This is a genomic window from Gammaproteobacteria bacterium (assembly GCA_013817245.1).
Taxonomy (GTDB): Bacteria; Pseudomonadota; Gammaproteobacteria; order HTCC5015; family HTCC5015; genus JACDDA01.
On sequence record JACDDA010000002.1, the window covers coordinates 335,348 to 354,066 of the forward strand.

Below are 18,719 nucleotides of genomic sequence, written 5' to 3' on the forward strand. Positions count from 1 at the left end.
AGACTTATTTCACATCTTGTTTTAATTGGTTAAAGAAAATTTTCTCAGCATCGGCAATAGCGACTAATTGTTGGCTTAATGCACTAGCGTCAAATGCTTTGCGTGCTTTACACATGAGCGCTGCATTTAACGCAAATTCACGCCATTGATCACCAATGACAACTAAATTATCAGCATGTTTTTCAAAACGCGGATCATTTAATAGCTTCGCTACTTCTTGTAAAAATGCGGCGTAAATAAATCGAAAGCCTGCTCCGCCCGTGCCAATTTCTTCTTGCATCCGCACGATATGACCAATGTACATTTTATTAAATGTCAGATCGTCGGCTTTTAGTTTGGCGATGCGCCGCGCTAACATACGAATGCCTTTGACACCAATAATCGGTAACGGTGTGTAGAGCATTACTTTTACCGTATTCCAGATAGCCGTGCGCAGCATTTTTTCGGTGATAGTTGCTTGGCTTAAGGGCGCTGGATAATACAACAAACCTTTTGGCGCTAAGGTGCCTTTGGCAAAACGCGCACGTTCTAAATCCGCACGTGCGCATCGAACCGTCATTTCTGCTACTGGATCGCTAATCAGATATTCATCGCCGTCGCGGCCATACACAATTAAATTGTGCGCATTAAAATGAAAGCGCATATTTTCAGGAAAATAGGGCAACCAAAATACGGAGGTTTGTAAACCAACCACTTGGCCTTGTGCTAACAATTCATCTAAACGCGCCATGCCTTTCGTGGGACTGCGAAAAGTTTCAGAATGCATGCGCACGCCTAAAGATTTTTGCAAACCTTTAACGATTGATTTTGGCGGCATGCGATAGGCAATTAAAGGTAGCCCCGCAATTTTAATAAATGGCAGATAAGCAAACGATAAACTACTGGATAAACCAAACGCCATAGGTTCGGAAATATCTAAACCATAATGGCGTAATAAAGAAGTAATCGCACCGCTTTCGCAATGCGCGGCTTGCCGATGTTCAAAATCAGCGGCGGAAGTTTGCATTGATATTAGTCCAGTGCAGTTAAAGTGGTAACGCTGATGCCGAGTGCGTCGGCGTAACGTTGCAGCAATGCGGCGGATAATTTTTTGAAAATCCGTGGTTGGAAGTGACGTTTAATACGCCATTGAAATAATCCCGTGCTTTGCGCTAACAACACGAGATCCATGCGTTGCTTGTACATATGAAACATTAATGGTGAAACGGTATTTTGCAAACAGGCTTGTTTTGCAGCGGCGGCTTTTTCTTTGAAATCATCAACTGCTTGCAGGGTTACAATTTCTTCTGCTTGCCAGCCACTAGAACTAACAATATGAATGTTGCCATCAGCGCCGCGTGCATATACGGCTTTTCGATGTCCACCTAAAGCGATGTTCGCATCTTGAGGCACGTCCTGATCGCGCACTTACACAACCTCTAAATAAACATAACCGCTGGAGAAACGTCCGCTTTCGGGAATGTACATCAAAATGGTTTCGCCGGTTTTTAATTTGCCACTGTGAAATAATTCATCGAGCATGATATACGCGGAGGCAGAACCAGTATTGCCTTTGGTCGCTAAGTTAGTAAACCAACGTTCTTGCGGAATAGGAAAATTCGCGGCTTCTAAATGTTTGATAATGAGTTTGCGAAAATATTCCGATGACATATGCGGCAAAAACCAAGTGACATCATCGGGGCGAATGCCGCGTTTTGTTTGCAGATGCAACATCGGTATTTCAACTGTTTGTTCCATGACGTTTTCATTTAATAAACGAACATCTTGTTTGGTGCTGAAAATGGAACGTTGCGCCCATTCATCGGGCGTGAAATGCGCCCAGCCTTTCATGCTGCCATCGGCTTGTTGTTCGCAACCGGCATACATACAAGCAGGCATTACATGTGCTTGCGATATTATGTCTATCCATTTAATTTTTAATGATGGACCTTGCGTGTTGGGTTTGTTTTGTAATAAACAGGCGCCAGCACCGTCTGATAACATCCAGCGTAAAAAATCTTTTTCAAAAGCAATTTCTGGACGTTCTTGTAAGGCCGCAACATTATGTTCGCTTTCGGCTTGATAATGACGCGCTTGCGCCTGTAAAGATGCGAGTTCGGAACCGGTTGCTACGGCACATTGTGCTTCGCCGGCGCGCACGGCTAACCAGGTATATTTCAATGCGGATATTCCGGATAAACAAACACCGGCCATGGAAACAATTTCGCAACGGGGCAGACCTAATTCGCCATGCACCATCACGCCATGATTAGGCAATAACTGATCTGCAATCGATGTGCCGGTAGCTAAGCAATCAATTTTATTGATATCAAGACCTTGTTGCGCAAAAGCGCGGATGGCTTCTGCGGTTAATTGGGCATTCGTGTGAGTAAATTCACCCGTAGTAGCATCAACTGCATAATGACGACTGCGAATTCCATTGCTGCGCAAGACTAAAGCGCGCGCGCGCGAAGGTTTGCCATTAACAATACCTAAACGTTGTTCCATTTCATCATTAGAAACTGGCGCGTTCGGCATAAAGCTAGCGGTGTGCGTAATATAAACAGCAGAATCCATAATAATGACCACGTTAAATTAATTTAAAAAAAATAGTTACATACGTGCTGAGTGCGGAGGTAGATTTTTTCAGTGTATTTAATTACCCGAAGGCATTTCATAATAATGGCGCAACGTCTTGAGCCGTTGTTGGCGCAATGGACGTAGCAGACGTTGTATCAATAAGCTAAGTGGTACAACGGTTATAATTAAACAAATTAAAAAAATAATATAAACAATCAATATTGGCCAACGGCGTTTTTGTCCTGCGCGACCGATGCGCCGAATCAAGCCACCCCAAATACGGAAACTCCGAAAAGCGGCGGTTTCACTGATTAATAATTCAGGTTTTGCGGTTACCGCGCCTAAGTTTTGCAATAAAGCTTCCGGGCCACGTTCTTTGTCAGCGCGTAATGCTTGCTGCAAGGCATGACCAAATCGATCGCACGCTTGAATATCGCCTGCGGCTATACCGGCGGCAGGCAGTCCCCAAAAAGCGTTGCGTTTGCCGGTTAATAACCAGCGTGGGGTGGTAATTAAACTGGCGATAGCACTGCCTTGATCGGTGAGCACGATGTTAGCACACAAGCGCGCACCTAAATTTGATAGTAGTTTTTTCATGGTTTCTTGCGCGATCAACCACATATTGCGACAAGCGATAACGGTGACCACCGGTTTATTGCGTAATACCTGCGCCGCTTGTGGGCTTTGCAGAAATGCCGTAATGGGTTGAGACGGTGAGATGTACCAGACCTGATAGCCGATGATAATCAAATCAAACTCTTCAGTGCCTTGCAACGTTAAGGGTTTAATTGGCGCGGGATCGAGATAGACGGATTCTGGAAATGCATCAAAAAAGCGCAAAATAGGCCACGGAAATGGCGGCGGATTTTGCGGTTGGATGATTTCCACATGCAGACTAATGTCCTCAGCGTCGGCTAATGGCTGCAAGACCCGCTGCATGACCTGATGCAATTGACCGGTTTGGGAATAATAAATAGCGAGGACGCGTTTCATGCGCGCATTTTAAAGATTTTTATCAACATAACCAGCTTTATACGGGCAGGTTGTGCCGTTGGTCACATGCAGCGGTACAGGACCGAAATGCTAAGGGAGGCGCGCTAGCAAAATAGACGCTATTTCAAGCTTATTACGCCTTATTGTGACTGAAGCTAGCGTGTAGAATGCCGACCCCGACGTATCAATAGCCTATTTAGGTGGCCGCGATGGCAAATGTAACTTATGAACAAGTGAAGCAGGTGTTGGCCGAGTACCAAGACCCTTATTTGGGTACCGATTTGGTTAGCGCGCATGCGCTCAAAAATATCGAGTTGGCTGACGGCAACATTAAGGTGCAAATTCAATTAGGCTTTCCGGCTAAAACCTACGCCGATGAATTGGCAAGCAATCTGCGCGACGTCATTTCTGCGTTGGCCGGTGTTGCCTCGGTGGTGGTCGACGTGAGTTGGCAAACCAGCGCGCATGCGGTACAAAAAACCTTAAAACATTTCGATAATATTAAAAATATTATTGCGATTGCATCCGGTAAAGGCGGCGTAGGTAAATCCACTACCGCTGTTAATTTAGCATTGGCGTTGGCCGCCGAAGGCGCGCGCGTAGGTATTTTAGACGCTGATATTTACGGGCCCTCAATGCCGCAAATGTTGGGCATTACCGGCAAACCAGATACTGATGGTAAAGGCATGTCGCCGAAAAATGCACATGGCATTCAAGCGATGTCGATTGGTTTTTTGGTGGATGAAGACACGCCGATGATTTGGCGCGGACCCATGGTCAGTCAAGCCTTAGAACAATTATTACGAGATACTCGTTGGGATGATTTAGATTATTTAATTATCGATTTACCACCCGGCACCGGCGATACACAGCTCACGTTATCACAAAAAATTCCCGTGTCAGGCGCGGTGATTGTTACTACGCCGCAAGATATTGCGTTACTGGATGCGCGTAAAGCACTCAAGATGTTTCAAAAAGTAGAAGTGCCCGTGTTAGGCATCGTCGAAAATATGAGTTTGCATATTTGCACGCAGTGCGGACATGAAGAAGCTATTTTTGGTAGCGGCGGCGGTGACAAAATGGCGCACGATTATGGCATCACTTTGTTGGGGCAATTACCTTTAGCGATGCAGATTCGTGAACAGGCTGATAATGGTAATCCCACCGTCGTTGCAGATCCGAATGGTCGCATTGCGCATATTTATCGAGACATCGCGCGCAAAGTATCGGCACGCTTATCGCGTCGCGGTCGTGACTACGCAGCGAAATTTCCAAAAATTGTCATTCAAAACGATTAATTTTTTATTTACCCATAAAACAACAGAAGGTTGTTATGAGCATAAAGTCAGATCATTGGATTCGCCGCATGGCGCAAACCCACAATATGATTAGTCCTTTTGAAGCAGGTCAAGTGCGGCATCGTGACGAACAACGAATTATTTCTTACGGCACATCGAGTTACGGTTACGACGTGCGTTGCGCCGATGAATTTAAAGTATTCACCAACATCAACAGCACCATTGTGGACCCCAAAGCATTTGATGAAAAAAGTTTTGTCGATTTTAAAAGCGACTGCTGCATCATTCCGCCAAATTCTTTTGCGCTTGCTCGCACCGTTGAGTATTTTCGCATACCCCGCAGCGTGTTAACGGTTTGCTTAGGCAAGTCTACTTATGCGCGTTGCGGCATTATCGTCAACGTCACGCCGTTAGAACCAGAATGGGAAGGTCACGTGACCTTAGAGTTTTCCAATACAACCCCACTGCCTGCAAAAATTTATGCTAACGAAGGCGTAGCGCAAATGTTATTTTTTGAATCAGATGAAGTTTGTGACGTGTCGTACAAAGATCGTGGCGGAAAATACCAAGGGCAACGTGGAGTGACCTTGCCAAAAACGTGAAGAGTCTATTAATAGAAAGCGTTATCCCAATAAAAAAATGCTGAATTACATAACGTTATTTGTGCGTTTACAGAAATAAAAAATGTCTAGATGAAGTAATATTATTTCTATACTTCTCTCATCACTTGCATATTCGTTATAACCGCTGCTAGCGCTTTATCGAATAAATTGTCTTCATTAATAATTCGTGAACGCTCGCAATCTAATTCATCTAAAAATTCTGCAATGTCTTTGAGCTCGGCGTGTGAGCCGATGCTGTCAACAAAAATTAATTGCGTGGTTTCTTTTAGAACAGAGGAAAGCTTTAAGCGGCGATGAGGTTTGTCGCGTCCCATATAAACTTCGCACCAGGTGCCGGGCGTGAGTTCAGGCGGAATTTGCGCTAATAACGTTTCGATGTCGGGTTGTGTGGGCAGTGCGTCTTGCAAGGTAATATCGCCGACGTCATCGCCGTAATCAAATGGATCGCTCTTGTCATCAATCAAACCATATTCTTGATCGGCTTGCGGCGAGAATTTAAGCGTGTCGTATTCGCGTTCTTTTTCGGCGTAGAAATTTTCCAAGCCCGCCAACAAATTCGTGTCGCTGCGCGCTTGTTGGATTTTGGTTAAGGCTTGTTTAGCTTTTTTGATGACCGCCGCTTTGCGATCAACAATAACGGATAATTGGTTTTGTGATTTTCCGGGTTGCGCGCTTTCTATGATTTGGCGAAATAAATCCACCGATGCGCGCCATTCATCACTGTCTTCGCCGAAGCGACGTTGAGTGTGTAGAAATAAAGGGGCAAACCCTTTTAAGACTAAGCTATGTAGCAAGCTCGGCAGTTCTTTGCCTTTTAAGAATTTGCGGATTTGTTGAATGACAATTTTTTTTATGTAGAGTAATTTCGCTTGGCTTTCCGCTTTAGTCCGCGTTTGATTTTCTTGTGCGAAAACAGTCTGTAATTCTTGTGTGGAAATATTACGCAGTTCATTTAACTGTTCAGTAAATATCGTTAAATCGTCAGTAAAGTTTTGGACAATATATTCGGTAGTAGCTTTTAGGCGTTGATAGATTGGGTCTTGGTGGTCTTCAATACCAATGCCCAGTTGCGCCATGTCGTTTAACAATAAACGCGCAGGATGCGTTTCTTGTTTTAGCAGTGTCACATCAAGTAGTGCTGCTTTTAAATACGGTATTTGCAAACGACTGAGCTGTACTTTGACGGGATCAGAAAGATCGGGGTCTTCTAAAATGGCGATGAAGATTTGGTTTACTAATTCGATAACATTTGATTCGGGTGTTGATAAGCGTTTTGCTTGGCTGTTAACGAATTGTTTAATATCGTTTTTGATGCGTGCCGCAATCGCTTCGGGATCGTGAATTTCTTCGGCTCCTGCGGGTGCGCTGCTTTGCAGATTGGACAACATGCCCATGAGGTCTGCGGTATCAATGGCCGGTGAGTTGGGATCGTAATCCGGTACTGAACTGGTGCCTTGATGTTTACCGGATAAAAAATCGTATAACAAACGCGAAAACGCGCTGTCTTGAAATGCATTGGCTTGTAGTTGGCCGGCCGCGAGCGGCACGATGTTGGACGGCATGATAAAACCACCACCCGCATGGCCACTACCAATATTCATTCCTGCCGGTAAGGCTTGCGGTGTTGCAATGTTAGCGTAGCTACCGGGAGGCGCTTGATTTGCAAATGAAGGTGGTTGCGCGCTAGCTTGCACAGTTGGAATAGCCGCTGTGGCAGCTTGTTGGCTACTCTCTTGTTGTTTTTGTTGCTCAATGCGGAATTGATAAATCATTTCAAAATCCGGCGAGCTCGGATTTTCTTTTTCATTAATATAACCATTGTCTTGCAAGCTCGTCAGCACGCCTGCATAAATGGTTTTTAAATCACTAAAAGCTTGCTCAGAAAATGCTTTATAAATGGATCGGCGATCCACATGCGGAACGTCATGTTCTTCTAACAAACCTTGGAATAATAAAAGAATCCGTTGTGGCAAAATCGCGTCGGGTTCGGGTTGGTGTTTGAGCTCACGGCTTAAACGTACTAGCCCCCGTTTGATGGCGCGAATTTCGGGATCGTATTTTTCATGAATGCGGCCACCTAAGTCGCCGATCATGATGGACTCTTCGAGTGTGTCGTCTTCTATTAAAGATAAATTTAACGCATTGGGGTCATTTTCTACTGGAAGTTCGCTGCCTTCTAAAAAGGCGCGATAACGATGCATGAAACTTTTGGTGAGCGCCGGCCCCCAACTGGTTACATCTGAAACAGTTTTTGGTGCTGCGATGACGGCGTCCGGACTGATCGTTTCATCGTCTGCATAATCGTGACGGCCGCTGAGTTTTCCTAGGGTGTGTTGGATCAGTTTGCCGAATTGAACTGCGGCAAAATCACGGATTTCGAAAAAGGCTTTTTCTTGTTTGGTCTGCTGTTTTGTTGCCATTCAATTCACCGATTATTTCCCTAGAGTTTAGTATTGCCGGGCTGTGCTAGAGAAAATGTGTGCTCCTAATCTCGCAAACTGATGCAAGACCAGCCACGTTGTTCAGCGAGTGATCGCAGCCGTTCGTCTGGGTCTACCGCGACTGGGTGGGTAACGACATTTAATAGCGGCGCATCATTGTGCGAATCAGAATAAAACCAGCTGTGATCGAGGGTGGCTTGGTGTTCGCTTAACCATTGTTGCAGTCGTAAGACTTTGCCATTTTGAAAGCACGGGATACCGCTGACGCGACCGGTATAAGCGCCGTTGATACATTCGGGGTCGGTGGCTAATAAATGAGGAATGCCTAATCGTTGCGCAATGGGTTCAGTGATGAACCGATGAGTTGCGGTGATAATCATTAAAGTATGTTGCTGCGCACGGTGTTCGGCGATCAGTGCTTCGGCTTTGGGTAAAATCATCGGCGTAATGATATCGCGCATAAAGATTTCGCGTAATTGTAATAAATGCGCTAATGGATGTTGTGTCAGGGGTTGTAGCGCAAACGCGAGGAATTCATGAATGTTGAGTACGCCGCTTTGATACTGTTCGTAGTAGTGGCGGTTTTTGCTTTCGTAAGTTGCGCCATCAACCAAACCCTGCGCAACTAAAAAGCATCCCCAGCTGTAGTCGCTGTCGCCGTGTAGTAAAGTGTTGTCTAAATCAAAAATGGCTAATGGTGCTGTGATTGACATAGGACGAAAGACTCGCGTGTAACGGGTTTGCTGCATACTCGGCTTTGTGAAAAAATGCCGCGTGGCAATGTAAGGATGCAGCGTGTGTGGCAGTATAACCTCAAAGGATGCGCAAGTGATTGATTCTGATGGATATCGTTTTAATGTCGGTATCATTATTTGCAATGCCGCAGGCGCTTTGTTGTGGTGTCGGCGGCGCGGTCAAGAGGCGTGGCAGTTTCCGCAAGGCGGCATGAAAGCTCAAGAAACACCGGAGCGCGCAATGTATCGCGAGCTAGCCGAAGAAACCGGTTTGTTGCCGGCGGCAGTGAATGTGTTAGCGGAATCTAAACAATGGTTGCGTTACGAAATCCCCGCGCATTTAGTGCGACATGATCGTCAACCCGTGTGTATCGGTCAGAAACAACGTTGGTTTTTATTGCAATTAGTGTCGCCGGAAACCCAGATTCGTTTGAACTCTTTAAATAATCCCGAGTTTGATGCGTGGCGTTGGGTTGAATATTGGCAACCCGTGCAAGATGTGGTGGCATTTAAACGCGACGTTTATCGTCAAGCTTTGACAGAGTTTGAAGATGCTATTAAAAACTTCGCTAATAACACCGCGCCATAAGCACAGATGAAATTACCGCAGATGAAATTATTCGGGAGTAACAATTAATGTTAGATGTATTGCGCCGCATTGTGCAAAAAGTAAGTGCTGCACCGAATTTAGATCAGGCGCTGAATTTGTTAGTGAAAGATGTTTGTCAGGCCATGCAAACAACGGTGTGTTCTGTTTATTTGACCCACAAAATAAATGATCAACAAGAATTAGTGTTAATGGCTACCGAAGGCTTGAATGCAAAAGCTATTGGTGTCGTGCGTTTGAGTTTTGACGAAGGTTTAGTGGGTTTAGTTGCGCAACGCGCTGAACCGATTAATCTTGATAACGCGCCTGCTCATCCTCGTTATAAATATTTTCCTGAAGCGAGCGAAGAAACCTTGCGTTCATTTTTGGGCGTGCCAATTATTAATTACGGAAAATTGCTCGGCGTATTAGTGGTGCAACAATTAGAACAACGTCGTTTTGACGATGATCATGTAGCATTTCTTATTACTTTAGCAGCGCAGCTTGCAGGCGCGATTGCGCAAGCAGGTATTAGCGAAGATTTTCGGCGCTTGCAATCCAGTGGTTCATTTGAACAACAATATTTAGAAGGTTTGCCAGGTTCTCCTGGGGTTGCGATTGGTACCGCAGTAGTAGTTTATTCGCCGGCAGATTTAGATTCGGTGCCCGATCGGCACGTTGCGGATGTTGCTAGCGAGATAGAACGTTTTCATGCTGCTGTGCGCAGTGTGCATCAAGAAATGCAGAAAATCGGCGATGCGATGCGCGAAGTTTTACCGGCAGAAGAATGTGCGATGTTCGATGCATTTGCGATGATGTTAGAAAGTGGTTCTTTGTTAGATGACACGGTAAAAAGAATTGAAGCGGGTAATTGGGCGCCAGCGGCGTTGCGCGACACGATTAAAGAACACACCGCTTGGTTCGGTGAAATGTCGGACAGTTATTTAAGTGAGCGTGCTGACGACATCGTTGATCTAGGTCGACGCGTGGCCGGAAAATTATTGAGCGCAGATACCAATACAAAAGTGTGGGAGTATCCCGAAAAAACTATTTTAGTGGGCGAGCAGTTGAGTGCAAGTCAATTAGCTGAAGTGCCGCGTGAAAAACTAGTCGCTGTAGTATCGGTGCATGGATCGGGTTCTTCGCATATCGCTATTTTAGCAGCAGCCTTGCAAGTGCCTGCAGTAATGGGCGTGTCGGATTTGCCAGTAAGTCAGATAGAAGGCGAAGAACTAATTGTGGATGGGTATGCGGCGCGTGTGTATGTGCATCCTGATAAGACGATTAAAAAAGAATATCGGCGTTTACTAAAAGAAGAACGCGAATTATCAGCGGAGCTACAAGAATTAGTAGATTTGCCGGCAGAAACGAGCGACGGTGTACAAGTTTCTTTGTTCGCTAATACCGGTTTGCAATCGGATATTAATCCAGCGCTGATTAAACAGGCTGATGGCATTGGTTTATTTCGTACCGAAGTACCATTTCAAATTCGCGATAAGTTTCCCGGCGAAGATGAGCAAGAAGCCATTTATAAACAAGCGCTGCAAGCTTTTGCGCCGCGCCCTGTGGTTATTCGTACTTTAGATATTGGTGGCGATAAAGCATTAAGTTATTTTCCGGTAAAAGAAGAAAATCCATTTTTGGGTTGGCGCGGCATTCGTATTTCTTTAGATCATCCGGATATTTTTATTACGCAAATTCGTGCGATGTTAAAAGCCAATCGTGGCTTAAATAATTTACATATTTTATTGCCGATGATTAGTGGCATGATTGAATTGCGTCAAGCGATGGCGTTAATTTTGCGCGCTCATCGTGAATTATTAGAAGAAGGCTTGGTAATGCCGCTGCCGCCTATAGGCTTGATGATTGAAGTGCCTTCATCGGTCTATATGATTGGTTCGTTTGCGAAGTATGTGAATTTCTTGTCAATCGGCAGCAATGATCTTACGCAATATTTATTGGCGGTAGATCGTAATAATGAGCGTGTCGGAAAATTATATGACGCACTTCATCCCGCCGTATTACATGCTATTTCACAAGTAATAAAATCGGCAGAGCAGCATAATAAGCCCGTGAGTATATGTGGAGAGTTGGCTGGCGATCCATTAGGCGCTTTGTTATTGCTTGGGATGGGCATGAAAAGTTTCAGTATGAGTGCCGGCAGTTTGCTGCGAGTGAAAAAAATAATCCGCACTTTCAGTTATGCGCAGGCAGTGGAAATTACTGCACGTGCGGTGTTAATGGAAGACGCGCAATCAGTGCGCGCTTTATTAATTAACGAATTGGATCATGCAGGATTAGGCGGGTTGATTCGTGCGGGTAAAAACTAAAGATATTATTGTTTAGTTTTACGTCTAAAAATAAGCAGCGTGCTTACTAAAGCCAGAAACACAATGGTTCCCATCGCGCTATCTAAAATGACCACGCCATGTGGGCCGAAATGTTTGCCGCTGTGAAAATCGCGCAGCACATCGAGTAGCGTAAGTTGTCGCCCGCGATCAAATTGTTCTAATTGTTTTATAAGTAGCGCGGGCGGTGTGGTTGGTGTTGACCATGCAACGACGTCTTCGTATGCCATCCATTGGGTTGCGTCATTATCGGTATGCCAAATACCAATACTGGTTTCAATGGCTGGATTCTCGCCGGCGAGACCTAAGCGGGTAGGGTGTGTGGGTAAAAAGCTGTGGTCTAATTGTTGTAATAATTCACCGTTGTTATTGAATAACAACAAAGTATTTTCAGTGAGTACCGCATAACCTTTTGACCATGCGATAGCGCCTAACAAATTGCTGGGCAAAGTGCTCCAGCGTTCTTCGTTAAAATATAAGCTGTCACCAATTTGTGCGATCCAGTTGTTATTGGCTTGGAACGCAGTAATAGGTCTGGTTTTTATTCCGTACCAATCGAGTACGGTATTGTCTTGCACATAACGTTTGTCGAGCTGCCATTCTGTGCTGTGACGTAAGGCGACATCCATGCTCGCTAAAGTAATGCCGAATACGGCGGTGCATGAAAATAAAATGAAGGTTAATAAGCGCAATAAAAATATCATAATAAGCTCAGAGGGATACGGGCTTTAAGGTAGCAAGCAGAATGATAGCGATGAGTAATAACACTGGCGCTTCATTAAACCAACGATACCAAATATGACTGTGTTGATTACGGTCATGTTTGAAATCCGCGAGTAATTTCCCGCACATAATGTGGTACAGCACTAATAATAAAATCAGACTCAGTTTTGCGTGCAGCCACAATTGTGTGCCCCATGCAGCCCAGCCATAATCAATTAACATCCAACTACCAAAAAATAATGTTAAGACGCCGCCGGGTGTAGTGATGCCCCAAAACAATTTACGTTCCATGATTTTAAAGCGTGCGATGCTGGCTGCGTCATCACTCATGGCGTGATAAACATAGAGTCGCGGTAAATAAAACAAACCAGCAAACCACGTTACCATTGCAATTAAATGCAAGGCTTTTAACCACAACATGTTTTACGACGCCATTGATTGCGCGTAGTTTTGTTCGCCCATGCGTTGCAACAAGCTCAATTGAGTTTCTAACCAGTCGACATGTTCTTCTTCGCTTTCTAAAATGTTTTCGAAGAGTTCACGTGAAATATAATCTTGAACGGTTTCGCAATGCGCAATCGCGGCTTGCAAATCAGGAATGGCTTCTAGTTCTAATTTGAGATCAGATTGTAAAATTTCGGTCACTGTTTGACCGATATACAATTTGCCGAGTTCTTGTAAGTTTGGGAGACCATCGAGGAATAAAATTCGTTGGATTAATGCATCGGCATGTTTCATTTCGTCGATTGATTCGTGATATTCCTTTTCATTAAGCTTTTCTAAGCCCCAATTTTTATAAATGCGCGCATGCAGAAAATATTGATTGATGGCGGTCAGTTCATTTTTTAATACTTTGTTAAGAAATCCGATAACTTTGCTGTCGCCTTTCATTGTCTGCGCTCCATTTAGAGAATATGAGGGTCGGCGCGGAGCATAACATGCAGACTAAAGAGTGTCAGGCGTGAAGGATCGAGCGATTGTTAAAAAACGAGAAAGATCGGGTGTTTAGTTACGCAACAGCGAAATGTAAAACCGGATAATGAGTGGAGTTGTTTGGGTTTTTTACAGGTGGTTGGGCCGCACGTTCATCCAGCATTTTGCAGACGCAATCTTTGCACGCGCCGCAGCACGTACCCACTCCTAGCTCTGCTTGAAGCTGGGGTAAATCTGTCGCGCCGGCGTCAATGGCAGCGTGGATGTCGTGGTCGGTGACCGCTTTGCAGATACATATGTACATGTGCTATTTTTAGTGCAAATACGAATGGTTGTCAATTACATTTTTCGCGACTATAATAAAAACCATCATAATGATGGATGAAGTCATGGATCGCGTACGGAAACCCTTGTTGAAGCTCAATTGCCCGGCGGAATCCATCCGCTCAGAGGCTGCCGCCATTGTTAAAAGCATTGATACGGCGCGCCTACTGGGCGGCCAACGTGAATTACGCATTCGTCACCACGGCGTGGAATATCGCTTACAAATTACCCGCAGTGACAAACTTATTCTGACCAAGTGAAGTCGTTTGTCGGCTTCAGGTTAACCGAGTCTTTTAAGACAGCACTCACTCACGCCAGCCAGTCGCTCCTGTTTTGAAGTATTAAAACAGGAGTGGCCAGCCAGCTCTTTTGAGTTTTTCTATCTTATTCGCCCCATTTGTATAATCCGCCATTTGTATATTCAGTGGTGAAACGACGCGACACCCTCTATTATTACGCCCCTTGAATCTTCTTTAAGATTCGCGTGCAAACGACAGTATTTGGAGTATCGATCGAAATGTCCGTCTTGGCAGATCCCACCGCTAAAACCAGCATTGGTGTTGGCGTGGTCGGCGGCTCCGGTTATACCGGCGCTGAGTTATTACGTTTGTTGGTCGATCACCCTTCCATAAATTTGCTTGCAGTCACCTCGCGGGGGCAAGCGGGCGAACGTATCGATGTGGCGTATCCCAGCCTGCGTGGCAAAACTAATGCGGTATTTGTTGAGCCCAGCACGGCGGCTTTAGCCGATTGCGAACTGATTTTTTTTGCGACGCCGAACGGTACGGCGCTGCAACAAGCGCCGGAATTATTGGCGCGAGGCATTAAAGTCATTGATTTAGCAGCAGATTTTCGAATTAAAGATGTTGCTGTGTGGGAGCAATTTTATGGCATGCAGCATACTTGCCCCGAATGGGTAGCGCGTGCGGTGTATGGCTTGCCGGAATTAAATCGCGCGGCGATCCGTGATGCTCAGTTAATTGCGAATCCAGGCTGTTATCCAACCTCGGTTAGTTTAGGCTTTATGCCCTTGTTAACGGCAAATGCGGTCTATCCAACCGGTTTGATCGCGGATGCTAAATCCGGCGTTAGCGGCGCCGGTAGACAAGCAAAAGTAGAAGCCCTATACGGTGAAGTTGACGGTAGTTTCAAAGCCTATGCGGTACATAGTCACCGGCACTGGCCAGAAATTCGTCAAACCTTAGGCGATTTTATGGTGGATAAAACGGCCCCCGAATTAGTCTTTGTACCGCATTTAGTGCCGATGATGCGCGGAATTCACGCTACGTTGTATGCACGTTTGCGTGATCCAAAACTGGATGTGCAGGCATTGTTTGAAGCCCATTATGCAAATGAGCCTTTTGTTGACGTCATGCCTGCCGGCAGTCATCCCACTACCGGGTCGGTACGTGGCGCAAATCATTGTCGGATTGCCGTGCATCGTCCACAAGGCGGCGACATCGTAGTGGTTTTATCAGTGATCGATAATTTGGTAAAAGGGGCTGCGGGCCAGGCCATACAAAACATGAACCTCATGTTTGGCCGCCCCGAAAATGAAGGTTTAACTGCCGCACCCTTGTGGCCCTAATGCGCAATTCGGTTTGCGCCTATATATAAGGAATAGGAATTCGCTTTGGCCGTTAAAATCCGCAGTCGCCATTTACTTAACGCTGCCCGTCCGTGGCGACGTCCAATATTACGGCTAATCGGCGTAGCCCTCGTATTTTTAATGATGTGGTTGGCGTTTGAAACCGGCCGCTTCCGTGCGGGTTATGACAGCGTGGGTGCAGACCATCGCGTTAGCACGGTGCAAGAGGAAATGCGGCTACTCCAAAAAAAGATGTCAGCATTACGCGCTGAAAATGCTGAGCTGGTGAGCGATAACGTTATAGATTCGCAAGCTTACAAAGACGTTACTCAAAAGCTCAATCAATTAAATGAAGAAATGCTGGAGCTGAAAAAAGAATTAATCTTTTATCGCAGCATTCTCAATCCTGAAGAACATGAACCCGGCTTACGTATTCAAGGTGTAGAATTGCTGCCAACCTCAAAAGCGAATACATGGCGTTATAAATTAGTCCTGATGCAAAGACCAAGTAACGATCGGATGGTCAGTGGTCGGGTTGATTTTGTGTTAAAAGGTAAACAAGGCGGGCGTGTTATTGAATTAGTTCGCCCGGTATTAAAACTCGATAGCAGTTCGGTGATGAGTTTTAGTTTTAAATATTTTGAAACTTTAGAAGGGCAGTTTCAAATGCCCACAGATTTTGTGCCTGCTACCCTGATAGTGAAAGTCGCGCCAGAAGGTAGCTGGGTGCAGGCGCTTGAACAGCGATTTGCGTGGAATTCATTGGTCGGAGGAAAAGACAATGTGGGGAAGTAACGACAACAACAAACTAAAAACAGCCAAAGTGGAAACCATTATTGGGCCTAATACTGAGCTGGTGGGTGATCTAACTTTTCGCGGTGGGCTGCATGTCGACGGCACCATTAAAGGTAATGTGATTGCGGATGCAACATCCGATTCCATACTCATATTATCTAAAGATGGCAAAATCGAAGGCGAAGTACGCGTTCCTAATGTGCTGCTGGATGGTCTCGTAAATGGCAATGTGCACGCCGAAGAACGGGTCGAATTAGCCAACCATGCGCGCATCGAAGGCAATGTGTATTACAACCTACTGGAAATGGAAATGGGCGCCACCATTAACGGTAACCTCGTGCATCAAGCCAAACGCGAAAAACCCCTGCTGGAATACCGAGATCCGGCCAATAAGAAAGACCAGAAAGATCAAAAATCCTAGCACAATAAAGCACGGCCGCTATACTTGAGTAAATCGCTCGGGTATAGTGACCGCCCGCTGGATAGTGAAATGCCCCGTTGTAGTCCGTTTTAAAGGAACAAGCCATGAACACAGAAACAGCCATTAGCTACGATGAATCTGCTGCGCTAATTTTTACCGAATCTGCCGCCGCCAAAGTAAAAGGTTTAATCGAAGAAGAACAAAACCCCAATCTAAAATTGCGCGTGTTTGTTTCCGGTGGCGGTTGCTCTGGATTTCAATACGGCTTTACCTTCGATGAAAATATCGGTGAAGACGATACACAAGTTGCGCGTGATGGCGTGACCTTATTAGTAGATCCCATGAGCTTGATGTATTTAACCGGCGCAGAAATTGATTACACCGAAGGTTTAGAAGGCTCGCAGTTTGTGATTCGTAATCCAAACGCAGCAACAACCTGTGGATGTGGTTCATCGTTTAGCGTTTAAGTTTGATTTTGCGCAACGCATTAAAAACTAAGCGCTAACGAAAAATAAACTTGTTCTGTTTTAATCAATGGATCATTCGGCGGATTTACAGGTTCAGCATAAGTAACATCTAAGTTGTAATTTTTATGCTGGCTGCGCAAACCTGTAGCCCAGCCTTGCAGCGATTCATAATTATGATGCTGAGCTGCACTCACTGTCCCTATGTCGTAAGCGACAAACCATTGCAAATTATTAAAATAACGCGAGCGTAAATCGTTAGGCAATATTTGTAGTATGGTTACATCATTGCGCCATATACCGCCTTTCTCCCCGCTGATACTTTTTTCTTTGTAACCACGTACGCTAAATTGACTGCCGACGCTCATTTTTTCCGAATTGAATAATGGGTCTGCGCTGTATTGTGTGCGTAGTGTAGAGCTGAAATTAACAGGCACATTTTTTATGCCAGTGTTTTTGGTATAGCTAGTATTGGTGGTGTATTTTTCAAATTGCGCAAGCGGTACATCGACGGCATTGGGATCATCTTTCTCAGCATCCCACGCGCGAATACCTTGATGGTAGGTCGCACTGAAAGTAATTTCCTGATTATTAGGCAGAAAATGTTGGTGCGAAATTTCAAGCGACGCGGTGCTTAACACTCGGCTGCTAGTATCTAATTTTACGTCTTCAATAAAGTTTTTAGTGCTGTCGCGTTGCAGTTTTAATTTGATACGATTTTTACTGCTTCGATCACGCGTTAATAAATAATTAAAAAATAAGCTGGTGCTGTTGTTAATGCCGCTAGAAATAAAGCGTTGTAAGCGACCTTCAACCGGAGATTGATATTTAAATTGGCTGCTATCAATACCAACCAACCAATAACCCCACGGTAGATCGTAATGCCAGGCAATGTTTTTGCTTTCTTGCTCAGTGCTCGCATCTTCAATATCGGACTGTACATATATATAGGTATAGTCGTTAATATTAAACGGCGTATCCATGCCGGCAAATAAACTCATTTGCTCAATGCCTGTAGATTCTTGACCTGAATTATCATATTGCAATCGAAATTGGTAAGGCGATGTGGTAATGCGGTCGAGCATCACGCGTGTTTCTCCAGGATTATCGCCGGGTAAAAACTCAACGCGCGTTTTTTGTGACTGTAATCGATTCATTTGATCCAGTCCTTGCTCAATATCACGCAAGTTTAATGGCGCGCCTATTAAGCCAGGGAATGCGGTGTAAATACTACCGGCGCTTTTAATGCGAGTATCGCTAAAACCAATAGTAGTAGTTTTGCCTTCAACAACATGAACAATCAGTACGCCCGCACCAATATCTTGTTCGGGTAAATAAGCACGTGTCGTAATGTAGCCTTGATCAAAATAAAATGCCGTGATGTCACGTAATAATTGATTAATGCGTTCAAAAGAAACACAGCTATTCAATAATGGTGCAGTTAATGTTGCGCGCGTGTTCTTATCTAGCAATGTTGCATGTTGAATATCAATTCGTGTAATCGTAAAACAACCCGCTGGCAGTGATGAGGTTGAAGTTGGTGTTACTGCTGGTGAGGATTGAATGTTTTCAGTTGTCGATTGTTGTTCAAATTCAATACGCCGGCGTTCCGCATCTAGTCGTTCTTGTTGTTGTTGTAATACTTGCTGAGTTTGTCGTTGGATCGCATCCAGCTCGGGAGAGGTGGGTTGAGCCAGCGCGTCAACATTAGCGAATAATAAAGAAATCGTGATAAGAATATATTGCCAGTCGCGCACGTCGATATCCTTGCTGTATGCGAAATATAGAAAAATGATTGTGTACTAAATGCCGCGCCACATAATTTTGTTGGTGCATGGTCGATAACTCGCGCGGATTATGCCAAAAGCGTGCGTTAATTGGCAGTGTGA

The 18,719-nt window shown here is 44.9% G+C and carries 20 protein-coding genes; 9 read left to right on the forward strand and 11 right to left on the reverse strand.

The features are described from left to right. Positions 1-4 precede the first annotated feature (4 nt). From H0W44_04500 to H0W44_04515, 4 genes are all read right to left on the reverse strand, one after another. A complete protein-coding gene (locus tag H0W44_04500; GenBank protein ID MBA3581696.1) occupies positions 5-1,006 on the reverse strand; it encodes a BtrH N-terminal domain-containing protein in 1,002 nt (333 codons plus the stop codon). A 5-nt stretch (positions 1,007-1,011) separates the two neighbouring features. After that, positions 1,012-1,407, reverse strand: a complete 396-nt coding sequence (locus tag H0W44_04505) for a hypothetical protein (GenBank protein MBA3581697.1) — start codon at positions 1,405-1,407, stop codon at positions 1,012-1,014. Beyond that, on the reverse strand, positions 1,408-2,556 hold the full coding sequence (locus tag H0W44_04510) for a beta-ketoacyl-ACP synthase III (protein MBA3581698.1): 1,149 nt from the start codon (positions 2,554-2,556) through the stop codon (positions 1,408-1,410). A 78-nt stretch (positions 2,557-2,634) separates the two neighbouring features. Then, positions 2,635-3,552: a dialkylresorcinol condensing enzyme gene (locus H0W44_04515; protein ID MBA3581699.1), complete on the reverse strand. Its 918-nt coding sequence runs from the start codon at positions 3,550-3,552 to the stop codon at positions 2,635-2,637. Positions 3,553-3,761: 209 nt separating this feature from the next. Between H0W44_04515 and apbC the strand changes: the two genes are divergently transcribed. After that, complete coding sequence (apbC, locus tag H0W44_04520; GenBank protein MBA3581700.1) at positions 3,762-4,850, forward strand: iron-sulfur cluster carrier protein ApbC; 1,089 nt, start codon at positions 3,762-3,764, stop codon at positions 4,848-4,850. A 35-nt stretch (positions 4,851-4,885) separates the two neighbouring features. Then, positions 4,886-5,452, forward strand: a complete 567-nt coding sequence (locus H0W44_04525) for a dCTP deaminase (GenBank protein MBA3581701.1) — start codon at positions 4,886-4,888, stop codon at positions 5,450-5,452. Positions 5,453-5,559: 107 nt separating this feature from the next. On the opposite strand, the gene H0W44_04530 is transcribed toward H0W44_04525, so the two are convergent. Beyond that, a complete protein-coding gene (locus tag H0W44_04530) occupies positions 5,560-7,893 on the reverse strand; it encodes a DUF1631 family protein (protein MBA3581702.1) in 2,334 nt (777 codons plus the stop codon). 65 nt (positions 7,894-7,958) lie between these two features. Next, a complete protein-coding gene (locus H0W44_04535) occupies positions 7,959-8,627 on the reverse strand; it encodes an HAD family hydrolase (GenBank protein ID MBA3581703.1) in 669 nt (222 codons plus the stop codon). Positions 8,628-8,742: 115 nt separating this feature from the next. Between H0W44_04535 and H0W44_04540 the strand changes: the two genes are divergently transcribed. Beyond that, complete coding sequence (locus H0W44_04540) at positions 8,743-9,237, forward strand: RNA pyrophosphohydrolase (protein ID MBA3581704.1); 495 nt, start codon at positions 8,743-8,745, stop codon at positions 9,235-9,237. 47 nt (positions 9,238-9,284) lie between these two features. Continuing rightward, positions 9,285-11,564 carry a phosphoenolpyruvate--protein phosphotransferase gene (gene ptsP, locus H0W44_04545; GenBank protein MBA3581705.1) on the forward strand — a complete coding sequence of 760 codons (2,280 nt, stop codon included), beginning with the start codon at positions 9,285-9,287 and terminating at the stop codon, positions 11,562-11,564. A gap of 5 nt (positions 11,565-11,569) precedes the next feature. On the opposite strand, the gene H0W44_04550 is transcribed toward ptsP, so the two are convergent. The 4 genes from H0W44_04550 to H0W44_04565 form a co-directional block, all read right to left on the reverse strand. Then, positions 11,570-12,286, reverse strand: coding sequence for a hypothetical protein (locus H0W44_04550; protein MBA3581706.1), 717 nt, complete (start codon positions 12,284-12,286; stop codon positions 11,570-11,572). Between the two features lie 7 nt (positions 12,287-12,293). Then, positions 12,294-12,725, reverse strand: a complete 432-nt coding sequence (locus H0W44_04555) for a CopD family protein (GenBank protein MBA3581707.1) — start codon at positions 12,723-12,725, stop codon at positions 12,294-12,296. 3 nt (positions 12,726-12,728) lie between these two features. Next, positions 12,729-13,196 (reverse strand): bacterioferritin, encoded by a 468-nt coding sequence (bfr, locus tag H0W44_04560; GenBank protein ID MBA3581708.1) that lies wholly within the window; start codon positions 13,194-13,196, stop codon positions 12,729-12,731. Positions 13,197-13,314: 118 nt separating this feature from the next. Further along, positions 13,315-13,542 (reverse strand): (2Fe-2S)-binding protein, encoded by a 228-nt coding sequence (locus H0W44_04565; protein ID MBA3581709.1) that lies wholly within the window; start codon positions 13,540-13,542, stop codon positions 13,315-13,317. A gap of 85 nt (positions 13,543-13,627) precedes the next feature. Between H0W44_04565 and H0W44_04570 the strand changes: the two genes are divergently transcribed. From H0W44_04570 to erpA, 5 genes are all read left to right on the forward strand, one after another. Beyond that, a complete protein-coding gene (locus H0W44_04570) occupies positions 13,628-13,822 on the forward strand; it encodes a hemin uptake protein HemP (protein ID MBA3581710.1) in 195 nt (64 codons plus the stop codon). A 257-nt stretch (positions 13,823-14,079) separates the two neighbouring features. Then, positions 14,080-15,150 (forward strand): N-acetyl-gamma-glutamyl-phosphate reductase, encoded by a 1,071-nt coding sequence (locus H0W44_04575; protein ID MBA3581711.1) that lies wholly within the window; start codon positions 14,080-14,082, stop codon positions 15,148-15,150. Between the two features lie 45 nt (positions 15,151-15,195). Continuing rightward, positions 15,196-15,945, forward strand: a complete 750-nt coding sequence (locus H0W44_04580; GenBank protein ID MBA3581712.1) for a hypothetical protein — start codon at positions 15,196-15,198, stop codon at positions 15,943-15,945. Further along, complete coding sequence (locus tag H0W44_04585) at positions 15,932-16,366, forward strand: polymer-forming cytoskeletal protein (GenBank protein MBA3581713.1); 435 nt, start codon at positions 15,932-15,934, stop codon at positions 16,364-16,366. The genes H0W44_04580 and H0W44_04585 overlap by 14 nt, the downstream gene beginning before the upstream one ends. A 104-nt stretch (positions 16,367-16,470) precedes the next feature. Further along, positions 16,471-16,833 (forward strand): iron-sulfur cluster insertion protein ErpA, encoded by a 363-nt coding sequence (gene erpA / locus H0W44_04590; protein ID MBA3581714.1) that lies wholly within the window; start codon positions 16,471-16,473, stop codon positions 16,831-16,833. 20 nt (positions 16,834-16,853) lie between these two features. Here erpA and H0W44_04595 read toward each other — a convergent pair whose 3' ends face one another. Continuing rightward, positions 16,854-18,587, reverse strand: a complete 1,734-nt coding sequence (locus H0W44_04595) for a ShlB/FhaC/HecB family hemolysin secretion/activation protein (GenBank protein ID MBA3581715.1) — start codon at positions 18,585-18,587, stop codon at positions 16,854-16,856. Positions 18,588-18,719: the final 132 nt, after the last annotated feature.

Excerpts from the sequence above, each read along its gene's own strand:
- bfr (MBA3581708.1), bottom strand. The coding sequence starts at position 13,196 with ATGAAAGGCGACAGCAAAGTTATCGGATTTCTTAACAAAGTATTAAAA.
- H0W44_04575 (MBA3581711.1), top strand. The coding sequence starts at position 14,080 with ATGTCCGTCTTGGCAGATCCCACCGCTAAAACCAGCATTGGTGTTGGC.
- H0W44_04525 (MBA3581701.1), top strand. The coding sequence starts at position 4,886 with ATGAGCATAAAGTCAGATCATTGGATTCGCCGCATGGCGCAAACCCAC.
- ptsP (MBA3581705.1), top strand. The coding sequence starts at position 9,285 with ATGTTAGATGTATTGCGCCGCATTGTGCAAAAAGTAAGTGCTGCACCG.
- H0W44_04530 (MBA3581702.1), bottom strand. The coding sequence starts at position 7,893 with ATGGCAACAAAACAGCAGACCAAACAAGAAAAAGCCTTTTTCGAAATC.
- H0W44_04500 (MBA3581696.1), bottom strand. The coding sequence starts at position 1,006 with ATGCAAACTTCCGCCGCTGATTTTGAACATCGGCAAGCCGCGCATTGC.
- H0W44_04565 (MBA3581709.1), bottom strand. The coding sequence starts at position 13,542 with ATGTACATATGTATCTGCAAAGCGGTCACCGACCACGACATCCACGCT.
- H0W44_04570 (MBA3581710.1), top strand. The coding sequence starts at position 13,628 with ATGGATCGCGTACGGAAACCCTTGTTGAAGCTCAATTGCCCGGCGGAA.
- H0W44_04510 (MBA3581698.1), bottom strand. The coding sequence starts at position 2,556 with ATGGATTCTGCTGTTTATATTACGCACACCGCTAGCTTTATGCCGAAC.
- apbC (MBA3581700.1), top strand. The coding sequence starts at position 3,762 with ATGGCAAATGTAACTTATGAACAAGTGAAGCAGGTGTTGGCCGAGTAC.
- H0W44_04585 (MBA3581713.1), top strand. The coding sequence starts at position 15,932 with ATGTGGGGAAGTAACGACAACAACAAACTAAAAACAGCCAAAGTGGAA.
- H0W44_04535 (MBA3581703.1), bottom strand. The coding sequence starts at position 8,627 with ATGTCAATCACAGCACCATTAGCCATTTTTGATTTAGACAACACTTTA.
- erpA (MBA3581714.1), top strand. The coding sequence starts at position 16,471 with ATGAACACAGAAACAGCCATTAGCTACGATGAATCTGCTGCGCTAATT.
- H0W44_04550 (MBA3581706.1), bottom strand. The coding sequence starts at position 12,286 with ATGATATTTTTATTGCGCTTATTAACCTTCATTTTATTTTCATGCACC.
- H0W44_04515 (MBA3581699.1), bottom strand. The coding sequence starts at position 3,552 with ATGAAACGCGTCCTCGCTATTTATTATTCCCAAACCGGTCAATTGCAT.
- H0W44_04555 (MBA3581707.1), bottom strand. The coding sequence starts at position 12,725 with ATGTTGTGGTTAAAAGCCTTGCATTTAATTGCAATGGTAACGTGGTTT.